General features: G+C 51.8%; 10 protein-coding genes. 2 read left to right on the top strand and 8 right to left on the bottom strand.

Going from position 1 to position 13051, the window contains the following annotated elements:
- Nucleotides 1-44: 44 nt before the first annotated feature.
- Both L6J37_RS13485 and L6J37_RS13480 read right to left on the bottom strand, forming a co-directional pair.
- A complete protein-coding gene (locus tag L6J37_RS13485; RefSeq protein ID WP_237795457.1) occupies nucleotides 45-1808 on the bottom strand; it encodes a sulfatase-like hydrolase/transferase in 1764 nt (587 codons plus the stop codon).
- A 235-nt stretch (nucleotides 1809-2043) separates the two neighbouring features.
- Nucleotides 2044-2586, bottom strand: a complete 543-nt coding sequence (locus L6J37_RS13480) for a 3'-5' exonuclease (protein WP_192016163.1) — start codon at nucleotides 2584-2586, stop codon at nucleotides 2044-2046.
- 205 nt (nucleotides 2587-2791) lie between these two features.
- On the opposite strand from L6J37_RS13480, the gene L6J37_RS13475 reads away from it, so the two are divergent.
- Nucleotides 2792-3580 (top strand): AraC family transcriptional regulator, encoded by a 789-nt coding sequence (locus L6J37_RS13475; RefSeq protein ID WP_237795456.1) that lies wholly within the window; start codon nucleotides 2792-2794, stop codon nucleotides 3578-3580.
- A gap of 23 nt (nucleotides 3581-3603) precedes the next feature.
- Here L6J37_RS13475 and L6J37_RS13470 read toward each other — a convergent pair whose 3' ends face one another.
- From L6J37_RS13470 to L6J37_RS13455, 4 genes are all read right to left on the bottom strand, one after another.
- A complete protein-coding gene (locus L6J37_RS13470) occupies nucleotides 3604-5124 on the bottom strand; it encodes a putative bifunctional diguanylate cyclase/phosphodiesterase (protein WP_237795455.1) in 1521 nt (506 codons plus the stop codon).
- Between the two features lie 408 nt (nucleotides 5125-5532).
- Nucleotides 5533-6282 carry a PEP-CTERM sorting domain-containing protein gene (locus tag L6J37_RS13465; protein WP_218385096.1) on the bottom strand — a complete coding sequence of 250 codons (750 nt, stop codon included), beginning with the start codon at nucleotides 6280-6282 and terminating at the stop codon, nucleotides 5533-5535.
- Nucleotides 6283-6602: 320 nt separating this feature from the next.
- Nucleotides 6603-7100 carry a copper resistance protein NlpE gene (locus L6J37_RS13460; RefSeq protein ID WP_192016159.1) on the bottom strand — a complete coding sequence of 166 codons (498 nt, stop codon included), beginning with the start codon at nucleotides 7098-7100 and terminating at the stop codon, nucleotides 6603-6605.
- Nucleotides 7097-7366 (bottom strand): hypothetical protein, encoded by a 270-nt coding sequence (locus tag L6J37_RS13455; RefSeq protein ID WP_192016158.1) that lies wholly within the window; start codon nucleotides 7364-7366, stop codon nucleotides 7097-7099. Before L6J37_RS13455 ends, L6J37_RS13460 begins: the two co-directional genes overlap by 4 nt.
- Before the next feature lie 142 nt (nucleotides 7367-7508).
- On the opposite strand from L6J37_RS13455, the gene L6J37_RS13450 reads away from it, so the two are divergent.
- The gene (locus L6J37_RS13450; RefSeq protein WP_192016157.1) at nucleotides 7509-8552 is read left to right on the top strand and encodes a hypothetical protein; all 1044 of its coding nucleotides are present in this window, start codon (nucleotides 7509-7511) and stop codon (nucleotides 8550-8552) included.
- Between the two features lie 119 nt (nucleotides 8553-8671).
- Here L6J37_RS13450 and L6J37_RS13445 read toward each other — a convergent pair whose 3' ends face one another.
- Nucleotides 8672-11800 carry an efflux RND transporter permease subunit gene (locus L6J37_RS13445; RefSeq protein ID WP_237795454.1) on the bottom strand — a complete coding sequence of 1043 codons (3129 nt, stop codon included), beginning with the start codon at nucleotides 11798-11800 and terminating at the stop codon, nucleotides 8672-8674.
- Nucleotides 11787-12875: an efflux RND transporter periplasmic adaptor subunit gene (locus L6J37_RS13440; RefSeq protein WP_225445206.1), complete on the bottom strand. Its 1089-nt coding sequence runs from the start codon at nucleotides 12873-12875 to the stop codon at nucleotides 11787-11789. Before L6J37_RS13440 ends, L6J37_RS13445 begins: the two co-directional genes overlap by 14 nt.
- Between the last annotated feature and the right edge of the window lie 176 nt (nucleotides 12876-13051).

The following is a 13051-nucleotide window of genomic DNA, read 5'->3' as shown; positions in this document are numbered from 1 at the left end:
TCAATCAATGATGCTGTTTTTTGCCATAAGGCAGGAAATTCCTATCAGTCAGCATGCTGACTGACAAGCGCCCCCGGCATTAACCGGGAAGGCGTTAGCTGGGGCACACTTTTCCACTCATAGTCGTGCTGAGCATGTTCAGGAAGAAATAATTCGCTGGTATAGAATTTCCCGATCCGTTCCACCGGGTAAAACATGGCATCACCGTAATGCTGCTTCACAAAATTATGATCGTACCCCAGGATTTCAAGCACAGTGGGGAACACATTGAAATGCGACAATTGATGGCGGTTCTCCGCCAGCGATGACTCAAATCGCTGCCGCAGTTTCGGATGCCTCGTCAGCACCATCATGGGCACTATCCCCTGATAGGCAGAGCCGCTGTTACGATTGCAATGCGTCAGCAGCCCTTTTCCTTCTTCCAGTAAATCCTGTCCGTGATCAGAGGTATAAATCACCACAGTGTTGTCTAAATCAATGCGGGAGAGCAAACGCTCAAAGAAGCCGTCCACATTCCAGGCAATGGCATTTTTATAGGAATTAATCAGAGCCTGACGATCGCTGCGACCGATAGGTTCAAATAACGCCATCGCAGGCTGAAACCTGGTCGAGGAGGCCGGGTATTTCCCCTCATAGGGAAAATGCACACCCAGTTTATTAATATAAATAAAGTCTGGCTTATCATCTGCCACCAGCGACACTAAATGATCGACAATATCGAAGTCGATCCGCATGAATGCCTGATGCCTTTCAATTTGCCCGACGTTAAACTGCTTAACCTGGTTGATGAAGCTCAGCTCATCGATATTCATGAAATTAGCCAGTGTGCCCGGCGGTTTCTGGGCGTCAATATAGGTACTGGTATAGCCAGATGCCTGACTGTATTGCCAGATAGTCGGCACGCGTAGGGCTTGCTCAAAAGCGCCGGGGACAACTCCCCAGCGAAGCACAGCATTGCTATAGCTGCTGCAGTTATGCGCCGAGGTGGCGACACCGTAATTGATCACAGCATCAGCATGCGCCTTTAAGCTCGGCACGAGGGAATAATCTGTATCCTGCCCGAAAAAATCACCGCTGACACTCTCGTCCATGACAACAATAACATTGCTGATCAATGGCTTGCCGGCTTTGGTCGTGACCGGCCGTCGCTCTGGCCGCTCATCCACAACCTGCTCGTAAAGTATTACACTGAACAAGCTGGGCAGGGTATAAATGCCCGCCTGTCCCTGTGCCGCAGCCGGGCCTTTCATCACCACCATGACAGCCAGTATCCCTGTAACCAACCCAGGTAATCCGGCAGCAACGCAGGAGGAGGAAGGGCAATATCGGGAAAGCAGCCAGGTTCTGATTCTGTATAAAGACAGGCTGAATGCCGCAGCAATCAGCAGAGGCAGAAGAAGTTCTGACCAGTAAAAAAACAAAGCAGCACCTGCTTCGCCGCGTTCAATCCACATCCGCCTGATATCGAACAGGGTCAGGTTATCAGTCAGAGTCAAAAGCAGGGATAAATGGGCCAGCACAACCAGAGTAAAAAACAGATTCCAGAAAACATGCACAGCTGTTCGTCTGGCCGTTAACACCGCTTTCAGCGATGCAATGGCTATCAGCCAGATAACAGCAAATATCGCCACATTACGCATTGGATTTTCTGACTGGCTGAGAAAAATCAGTTGAGAGAAGACATCACGGGTCAGAAATAGCAGCACTCCCACCAACACGATGCCAGACACCAGAGTCACCAGTAAGTTTGGCACTGTGTTTCGTGCGGCGTTTGGTGCAAAGCTCCGACGGTTGTGACTGGCTGGCATAGGCGCTTCCCTTCTTCCGAAAAAGATACCGGGTACTTATTTGATTTAAGCTCGTCAGGGCAGGAAGTCAAAATAATCCACAAAGCACTATTTTGTCCTGTTGCCGATCCGGGAGACAGTAAACAATGAAAGGAAATGAGAGGAGAAAGAAAAGAGAGGGAGAAAAACACAGGCAACAGATCAGCACAAACTGTTCCCTGTGTTATAGCGGTTAGCGTCAGCTTACCGGCGGCCCTTAGTCAGACGGGCAGAGCATCACACGTGCTAACCGGGCCAGATTATAAGCATCAACATAGCCTGAATGCTGACGGCCTTCCCACTCCAGTCCGCTCATGCTCATGGCGGCCCGTAACCCGATGCGCTTGTTTTTAACGTGTGGCTGCAGTTTAAACAGGGTTGCCAGGTTCAGGTATTCCCTGAAAGGCACGTTCAGATCTTTTGTTTTGCACTCGGCACGCAGGATGGCATCGTCCCGCCCCCACGCCGCATAAATTTTATGGCGGCCACCGAATTTTTGCTCTATCGCAGTCAGAATACTGGCCAGGGGCTTACCATTTTGCGCGACAACTTCTGGCTTTATACCCGTAAGCTCAGTACAAAACGGGGATATTTCGTCGTTTTCCGGCTTAACATAGTATTGCGCCCGACGTGAAATCGTGCCCTTTTCAAGGTTCAGTTCAGCCACGCCAATCTCAATGATTTCGCCAGTGCGAGCGATACCTTCTTCATTCCAGCAACACATTTCAAGATCAAAACAAACGATGCGGTTAAAATTCATGATTTTCCATTATCCGTCATACCAAACTTCATAATCATCAGCTCTGATAGTAAACACTTACCAACACGGATGATTATTGAGTTTTAAACGATTAGCTTTGAACAAAGCGGCGAAGGATAGCATGTATGGCGGCTGGCTTCAGCCCCTTGCCAACAGCAGCCGATCAGAATTACTCTTGTGACAGCTTTTATGAAAGGATCGCGCCATGAAAAACGTCTATCGCCCGCTGTTTGACGATAACAACCCGCCCGGCGAGGTGTTTTTCGGCCATCAGGCATTTCTCCCCCATACAACCACCCCCAAGCACAGCCATCCCTGGGGGCAGTTACAGTTAATCAGTGGCGGTATTCTGGAGCTGAACGCTGAAGGGAAACGCTTTTTATCACCGTCGCAGTACGCGATATGGATACCGCCCGGTATAGAGCACGAAAGTTACATGCGCCGTAGCATGAATTACTGTTCAATGAACCTGATTCAACCGCTGGCTACATCGCTGCCGGGCTTCCCCTGTCTGCTGGAAGTCAACCCTATCATAGAAGCGATAGTCAATGATCTGCGTGACCGCCAGCTACAGGTCGCGGAAACCGCTGAAGATAAGCGTCTGATCGACGTATTGCTGGATCAGCTCAGGCATACCCGTATCCATGACCAGTTTCTGCCCAGCAGTGAAGACAAGCTCCTGCAGCCTATACTGCGTACACTGGAAAAAAATCCAACCGACGGCACAACCTTGGCGATGTGGGCAGAAAAGCTGCATACCTCTGAGCGTACTCTGGCCCGGCATTGCCAGGATACGCTCGGTATGAGTTTCATTGAATGGCGGCAAAGGAGAAAATTTATCTACTCTTTGCATTTACTGAGGAAAGGTTTATCTGTAAAAGAAATTGCACTGACCTTAGGTTATCATCAGGCTTCGCCTTTCATTAACCTGTTCAAACGGCATGCGCAATGCACACCAGAGCAGTACAGACAAAAGCAAATCCGGGCCCGGTAGCACAAACAGCACATCCGCCGGATTTAGCTGCCCACCGCTTTATCCGGTAAACCCACCAGCAAACGCCCGGCCGCATGCCTGCTGAGCGGGTGCCCTAACAGGAAGCCCTGACCGAACTGACAGCCCAGTGATTTTACTGTCGAGAGCTGAACGTCATCCTCAATTCCGACCACGGCCACCCGAACGCCCAAACTCCCGCTCATGCCCACAACAGATTGAATGAGCGCCTTGTTAGCGTCAGAGCCTGGCAGGGTGCCTACACAGGCACGGGCAATTTTTACTTTATCGAAAGGGAAATCGCGCAATATAGTCAGGCAGGCATTCCCGTTACCGAAATCATCCAGTACCAGGCTGACACCTATATGCTTCAGATCATGCATCATGGCCCGCACTTTCGGTGGGTCCTGCTGTACGGTTTTTGCGGTCAGTTCTATTTCAAGGCGTTCTGGCTCCAGCCCGGATTCCTGCAGCGCTTCCAGAACAGTCTGGCTGAAAGTGTCCGGTTTCAGCTGCTGAGCAGAAATATTGACTGATACACTCATTTCTTCCGGCCAGTCCCTCGCGGCCATACAGGCCTGCTTCAGCACCCAGTCACCCAGCGCCTGAATCAACCCGGCATCCTCGGCAACAGGCATGAATTCCTGCGAAGACACCATACCTTCGCGCTGATGGCGCCAGCGCAGTAAAGCTTCGAATCCTTGCAGCTGGCTGTTTTTCAGATCAAACACCGGCTGATAATAAGGTTCGAGCAAGTCTTGCGCCATGGCTTTGCGTAAGTCTCTTTCCAGCAATTGCCTTTGTTTTAACTGCTCGTCCATTCGGGTATCAAAGAAGCAAAACGTCGAGCCGCCATCCATCTTGGCGCGGTACATGGCTGTATCTGCGGCCCGCAGCAAATCGACAGGTTCAATATCATGATTGGACATGGCGATACCTATACTCACTCCCGCCAATATCTGCTGGCCGCGAATATGGTAGGGTTCAGACATCGCTTTAATAATGCGGGACGCCAGGGCCGAGGCTTCATCCGGCTCTTGTCCGCCAACATGGATCAGTGCAAATTCATCCCCGCCCAGTCTGGCAATGGTGTCATGCATGCGCAGCAAATGCTTCAGACGCCCGGCCGTTGCCACCAGCAACTCATCACCCACAATGTGGCCATAAGCATCATTGATCTGCTTGAACTTATTCAAATCCATCATTAACACAGCGACACAGGCATCGTTATCGCCGGCATGCTGAAGGGCTGTCTCAAGCTGCTGTGAAAAATAAAGCCGGTTCGGCAGTGCGGTCAAAGAATCATGCATTGCCAGTTTGTACATGGCGGCTTTGTCGCGTTCACCGGCTTTCAGCATGAGATTCATCTGACTGAGCCGTCGCCAGCTCAGTGCTACGAGAGCGAAAGGCAAAACGAACATCAGCGAGATGAAAGCGCCCAGTCCGAATTGATGATATTGCCCAACCCAAAGCGTAAAGCGTTCGAACAACTGAAACTGACTGGCTAACAGCAGCCAGATGGCTGCAAAGACAGCGAGTTTGATCAAGGTTCGCTTCAGGAACATTGAATGAAATAGCGATTGCAAGCTAGCCTCACGACCAGCCCTACCCTGCGCAGAATGGCTCATAAATGGATTACCTCGTCCCAAATTATCACCGTCACGTCCATCGCCAACTCGGGAAAATATGTGATTGTTTAGTGCTGTTTTGTTGTAATGCGGCCTTTTGATGTTCTGGCTCTGCTACAAACTTATTAGTTAACACGATCACATTTACGTGAAAATGACACTTACATTTTAGGCAAATTTCCCTTTCATGTGGCACTTCTTTGTTGGGTATTTCGTGATATCGCTGCAACTCCTTGCGTCGATTACAGAAAAAAATCCGGCGAGTATCATACTTCGCCGGAACATCAAAGCATTTCACAGATATGAAAAGGTAGTGTTGAACCCGGTTTACGCCAGTAACGGCGCTTGCTGCCCAGCCCCTTTGCGGCGCGAACGCCAGCCCAGCAGCCCTAAGCCTGTCATCAGCAACAGTAAACTGGCGGGTTCTGGAATCGGATTTCCTGGTCCGCCGGAAGTCATGTAATCAATACCGGCCAGATAAAAATCTGACAGCAATACGCCCGACAGAATAATATGTCTGACATTGTCTTCGCCATCCAGATCCCAGTAATTGCCCTGGAAATTCAGCTCGTTTGGCGTCAGAGCCGTCAATAAATCATCAATCCCCAGTAAATTGGTATTGATGTTCAGTTCAAATTCCGGGAAACCATCGTCAATCAGATAAGCTGTCGCCGATTCCAGCAGATTCAGGTTGTTCAGATATAAACCTTCTACTGTCGAAGGCTGATCAAAGCTCAGCACCAGAAACTCATGACCATCCACTTTGAAGTTATCATCGCCAAGCAACAACGTGTTGTCGATCAGGCCACCGTCAGAAATACTATTGACGCCGATACCTTGCCCGCTGTGTGACAAATTAACCAGTGACTGATCGCCAGTGATAATGCCATCCTGAAACAACCCGGGGACATAATAACGGTACGAAGAAAACGTTATTCCGCCAACAGTACTGGTTTGATTTCCATTCAGGCTTGAATAAGCACCGTCCGTGAAGTCGATTTGTGCCGCCGACACACTCATCGAACCACCCAGCAGTGCAAGGGCTGCTACCCCTGTCTTTATAAGCGATTTCATCATCTTGCTCCCTACTTGTGTTATGCCGTGTTGATTTATGTTCGTGTTTTTGTGTTCGCACAAGCTATTGCAGCTTACATGCCAAAACATAAGCCAATGAAAAGCAGCAGGTTTTTTCAGCATCAATATTGCAATGTAAAAAACACTGACACGATAAGAGGAGATCTGGACACAGGGTGTAAATTTCTCTGACGGGAAATCAGACAGCCAGGTTTGCTTATCTGCCTGACTGTCTGAAGAAACAGCAACGTGAAGGGCGGTTTAAGAGACAAAGATCCAGCGGCAAACACCAGGCAGGCGATAAAACACCGCCGCCGCGGTTATCACTGGCTGTGTTGTTTAGTCAGCACATACATATCAGCCAAGCTGCCGGTAATACGCTGGCCCTGACGATCCAATCGAAACAACTGGTTCTCTCCGACAAAAAACTGAATGCCTTCACCGCTGTCATTGGTTAACGTGATGGTATTCCCTGCGTCATTCCAGCTAAATTTTCCCCGATCGGAAAACTGCTCACCATCTTTGCCCAGATAGGTTTCAGTCAGTTCAAATGTCCCCTGCGGATCCAGAACAAGGACAGTTTCAATACCTTCACAGTCTGCACAGGGAATCGTACCGACATAAGTGCCATTCCAGTCCAGCGAATTACGCGCATTGTGTTCTGTGTCTACATAGGCTGTCGTCTGCTGATCGGCCACCTGCGTCTGAGCAGGTGCAGCATTTGATGACATGTCGCTTTCGGAAGCGGGTTTATCACAGCCTGCCAGCGCACCCGCCAGAGCCAAACTAATCGCAATAGACAAGAGTCGCTTTGTATTCATACCTTCTCCTGATACTGAGCCATCTCAATACGGCCCGACTTCGCCAAATATTCAGCAACAAAACCTTTCAGGGCCGCTGATGAGGTGTTGGACTGATAAATATCCGAAAAGTGCCCGACTTTCCGTTTGCTGTATGGGTGAATCCCGACATACCGGGTGAAACGGTGAAAACAGCAAATAACCGCATCTCCCACAAACTCCCGGTTATCTGCACCATCCGGTCGACAAAATTGTATTGCGCCGATCTTAAAATCGTTTCCTAGCAACAGAAAAACCTTTCACAGCCATTAACATATGCACGCCCACGTATAAAAATGGTGTTTTATACATAGGTGGATTTATTCACCAGACTCATTAACCAGATTCATTAACCACCAGCGTCTTCATCCCACAGGAAAAAGGATTTTTATGTTTATATCAAGACCGCGGCTCGTGAAAGGTTTCGCCTATTCTCTGTTTAGTTCGGCCTTCATCGCGTCCGTCATGGTTTCACCCAGTCTTCATGCAAAACAGCTTGCTGCGGAAGCAATGCCAGCCTCCACACAAAGCAACCACAGTGCAGACAGCAGGCTAAACAGCAAGAAAACCAAGCAGCTGTCAATCAATTGCCACCGCAGACCCCATGCATTGAAAAGTGCTCTCGAAAACAGAATCTGGCTTTCCGGTCCGATCAAAATAACTATCACTGGCCACTGCCAGGGCCCGCTGCTCATCGACCAGAGCGGGATTGAGATCACCAGCGACGGCGCCCACGGCGGTGCTATCGTGCTGGATCAGCAGGTGCAGCCCAGTGCTGCCATTATCATTCAGTCTGCTGCCGTCACGCTGCGAGATGTCCACATTTCAGTGCCCGTCGATGTACCTGCCGTGCTGGCTAAGGCCAACAGCAGTGTGACACTGGATAATGTCACCACGGATGCCACCAGTACGACAGACACCCCGCTGGAACAATTTACCGTCAGTGAAAGCAGCAGCCTGACCGTGACCAATATGACAGGCAATGCGATCCGGGTCGCGGGCAATTCATTTGCCGATTTTAAGGACAGTAACCAGTTACATACCCTCAATGTCAGCGACACGTCCTCCGCCCAGTCCAGCGCGGCCAACCAGTTTAATTCGGTACAAGTGTCAGGCAACGGCTATTTTCTGGGCGACAATGGCACCCAGATAAACGTGCTGATGATCTGGAGTAAAGCGGCGGTAGATATCAACAGACAAAGCTCAGTGGCACATTTGATGATGGGAGGACAAACCCTGTTTGGCGCCTATCGCAATTCCTCAATCACCGGCCCGTATGATCTTTGGGGCAATGTGGTCTTTGAATTAGAGCATTCAACAGCGGACAATTGGAAAGCGGTTGATAAACCCCATTCGATCATTTCAGGCAACAATGCCACAGTGAATGGCGTGCTTTACCCTGGCTGGTCGTGGACCGGACAAGATGGCATCTGAGTAGCGCCACTGTTTATGTACGTTTAACTCACAATGCAGCGAAGCTATGGCTGCATTGTGAGTTTTTGTTGCCCGCTGTGCCTCTGATGTTATTCATTACCACAAGCTGCTATGCCAGCTCACCCCAGCCGTTTCTTTTTCAACAGCACAGTATTGTCCTGCGCCAGCTCTTTCTCCAGCTGGCGGGTAACAAATTCCGGGCTGTTGGTGTGGCGGGCCAGCAGATGGTACACCACAGGGATCACCAGTAAGGTAAAGCAGGTCGCAACACTGATGCCGCACAACACCACTATCCCGATCACCAGCCTTGTTTCTGCCCCGGCGCCGGTCGCCAGGATCAAAGGAACCGCACCGGCAGCCGTGGTGATGGCTGTCATCAAAATCGGACGCAGGCGGGCACAGGCCGCATCAATGACTGCGTCTTGATAGGCTTTGCCCTGATCGCGCAACTGATTGGCAAACTCGACAATCAATATCCCGTTTTTCGCCGCCAGTCCCACCAGCATAATGATGCCTATCTGCGAATAAATGTTGAGGGTCTGACCGGTAAAGTACAGTCCCAGCAAGGCACCGAAGGTTGCCAGCGGCACGGTCAGCATGATCACCAGCGGGTGAATATAGCTTTCGAACTGGGCCGCCAGCACCAGAAACACCACCGCCAGCGCGAGGGCGAACACAAAGAGAATTGAATGGCTGGCGGTCTGAAAATCCTGCGACGGGCCTTTATAGTTCACCACCGCATCAGCAGGTAAATATTGCCTGACCAGTCCGTTCAGATAGGTTAATGCTTCTCCTAAAGTGTAATTATCAGCAAGATTAGCCTCTATGGTGACCGCGCGGATCCGGTTGAACCGGTTCAGGGTCGGCGCATCGGCATATTCAGACACAGTTACCAGGTTCGATAAGGGGATCAGTTCACCATTATGCCGTGAACGCACGTACAGATTGCTAAGATCCTGCGGGGTATTCTGTCGCGCCGGCTGGCCTTCGATCAGCACATCGTATTCTTCCCCGCGCCATTCGTAGCGGGTCACGACCCGGGAGCCCAGCATAGATTCCAGCGTCTGCCCGATTTCCGTCACTGAAACGCCTAAGTCCCCTGCCCGCTCGATGTTAATATCCACCCCAAGCAAAGGCTTGGTTTCTTTGTAGTCATGATCCAGGCCTTCCAGTCCGGGGTTATTCGCGGCCTGCTCCATGATAATGTCACGCCACTGGGCAAGCTGCTCATAGGTGCCGCCACCAATCACGAACTGCACCGGTTTGTTAACTCCGCGCCCGAACGGCTGGCGCATCACAGCGAATGCCGACACCCCGGCAAGATCACTCAGGCGCTGCTGAATATCTCGAATGATCACAAACGCATTGCGCCGCTCATCCCAGTCTTCCAGCACCACAATGGCAAAACCGTTGGAGAAATCTTCCAGCTGGCCCCAGCCCCGCGGCGCCCTAACCAGCAAGCGCATGATTTCCCCGCTCTCAACCATTGGCATCAGCCTGTGCTCAATCTCATTCATGTAGGGCTGCATGTATTCAAAACTGGCGCCCTGAGGGCCATTGATCAGAATGAACATGGCACCTCTGTCTTCCCGGGGCGCAAATTCCGTCGGGATACGGGTCGCCAGCCAGACGCTGCCGCACAGCATCACCACCAGAATGCCAATGATCAGATAAGGCCGGCGCAGCCAGTTCATCAGCGATGCGCGGTAAAAATCCGTCACCGCCCCCAGCACAGCACTGACTTTACGCACCAGCCAGGGTTCACTCTCGACCTGCTGCATAATTTTTGACCCCATCATAGGCGTCAGCGTCAGTGCGACCAGTGAAGACAGGATCACCGCGGTACTCATGGCGACCGAGAATTCCCGGAATAATTTGCCCAGATCGCCCTCAAGAAAACCAATCGGCAGGAACACGGAAATCAGCACCACTGTGGTGGCAACAATGGCAAAACTGACCTGCCTCGCCCCCAGAAAAGCGGCTTTCAGCGGCGATTCGCCCAGTTCGATACGGCGGTGAATATTCTCCAGCATCACAATGGCATCATCGACGACTATCCCGATGGCCAGGATCAGCGCCAGCAGGGTGAGCAGGTTGATGGTATAGCCCAGGGCGTAGAGAATAATGAAGGCCCCGATCAAAGACACAGGCACAGTCAGTGCCGGGATCAGCATGGCGCGAACACTGCCGAGGAACAGGTAAATCGTGATGATGACCAGGATCAGGGCAATAAAGAGGGTTTTATAGACCTCATCGATTGATGCCTGAATAAACACCGAGGAGTCATAGGATTCTTTGATTTCCATACCGTCAGGCAGGGTCGGATTGAGCTGGGCGACCAGCGCGTTCACCGCCTGAGCCACTTCCAGCGTATTGGCGGTCGATTGCCGGTTAATCCCCAGTCCTATCATGTCCTGCGTATTGCCGCGAAACATGATTTTTTCTTCTTCCGCCGCCAGTTCCACACTTGCCACATCCGCCAGGCGGATCAGATAGCCGTCTTCACCTATACCTATCACCAGGCGGGAGAAATCCGCGGGAACAAGAAAACTGCGCTGAGTGCGGATAGAAAACTGGCGGTTTTCCGATTCGATCGATCCGGCCGGCAGCTCAACATTGTCGGCCCTGAGTGCGTTTTCCACATCGGACACCGTCAGCCTTCGGGCAGCCAGTTTTTGCCTGTCTATCCATATCCGCATCGCATATTCTTTACCGCCTCCGATACGCACCGCCGCCACACCGTCCAGCACAGAGAAGCGATCGACCAGATAGCGGTTGGCGTAATCCGTCAGCTCAAGGGTATCCATCCGGTCTGAGACCAGATTGAGCCACATGATCACTTCGGAGTTGCCCTCCGCCTTCTGCACTTCAGGCGGGTCCGCTTCGTCCGGCAAATTATTGAGGATACCGGAAATACGGTCACGCACATCGTTCGCGGCGGCGTCGATATCGCGCCCGATGCCAAATTCCAGCGTCACATCCGACCGGCCGTCACTGCTGGTGGAGCTGATATTGCGGATCCCCTCAATGCCAGACACCCGATCCTCGACAATCTGGGTGATCCGGCTTTCCACAATGGCTGCCGATGCCCCCCGGTAGTTGGTTGAAATAGTAACAATCGGCGGATCGATATCCGGATACTCGCGCAGCGGCAGCCTTTCATAGGCCACCAGCCCGAAAGTAATCAAGAGCAAACTGATCACTGAGCCAAAGACTGGCCGCCGGACCGCCAGATCAGTCAGAAACATGGGCGGCCTCCCGGAAGGTGAAATGCTCCACAGGCTGAGTGGTCACTGTCTGTCCCGGCCGGACTTTATCCATCCCCCGGGTGATCACCTGCTCGCCTTGCTGCACACCGCTGAGAATTTCCACTTCACCGCGACTGCGAAAACCCAGCTCAACCAGCCGCTGTTCAACCACGTTCTCGCCGTTGACGACCATCAGAAAATGTTCCGCCTGACGCGGGATCACCGCTTCTTCAGGAACCACCAGCCCGGCACGGGATTCTAATGTCAGCGCCAGTGTCATCAGCATACCGGGCCGTAACAGCAATTGTGGATTGTCGACTCTGGCCCGCACCTCAACGGCCCGCGTCTGAGGGTCGACCCGGCTGTTGACCGTGGAAACCCTGCCGGAAAAAACCTGATCGGGAAAAGCGGCGACGCTTCCTTCCACCTGAGCACCAGGCTCAATCTGGCCGAGAAACCGTTCAGGCACAGAAAAATCCAGTTTAACCGTATCCAGGGCATCCAGGGTGGTGACCACCATACCAGGCGTCACCAACGCACCCTGGCTGATCTGGCGAAACCCCAGCACACCGGAAAAAGGTGCCAGCAGGGTTCTGGCTTCCAGCTCAGCCTGATTCTGAGCCAGGATGGCTCTGGCCACTTCAATCCCCGTCCGCAGTTTATCCAGCTCAGAACGCGCCACAGTGTTGCGGCGAACCAGACCTTCAATGCGTTTGTATTCCCGCCTTTGTTCGTCCAGATTGGCCTGTGCCGCCCTGACTTTGGCTTGTTGTTCACCCGAGGTCAGCGTGAGCAGTAACTCCCCCGCCCTCACCTGCTGACCGTCTTCAAAATGGATACGATCGACTTTTTCCGTCACTTTTGCGGTGATCTGTACTGACTCGCGCGATTTCACCGTGCCAAGGGCTTCGACAAGACGGGCAACGTTTTGCCGCACTACCGGCTGAACCACCACATTGGGCACAGGGCGTGACTGCTTCACCAGTGTCTGAGCACGTCGCTGGTATTCGGTATAACCAATACCAAGAACCAGAGCCAGCAGTAAGACAGTGCCGACTATCAGGGTGACTTTCATCCATGTGCTCCTGTGAACAAAGGCAAAACAGCAATGATATGTCGATTCCAGTTAAGTATAGCCAGCAGCGATTTTTTGACGTGTTGTCAATGGCGATGAAAGGTGGCGGAAGTGGGACGCAGAGAAGTCACAGACCCGGTTTACAGTGTAAAACCGGTCTGTGACGGTTATAACGC

Origin of the sequence: Photobacterium sp. WH77 (assembly GCF_022014395.1) — a bacterium.
Classification (GTDB): domain Bacteria; phylum Pseudomonadota; class Gammaproteobacteria; order Enterobacterales; family Vibrionaceae; genus Photobacterium; species Photobacterium arenosum.
This window is presented reverse-complemented; position numbering and strand designations above follow the sequence as displayed.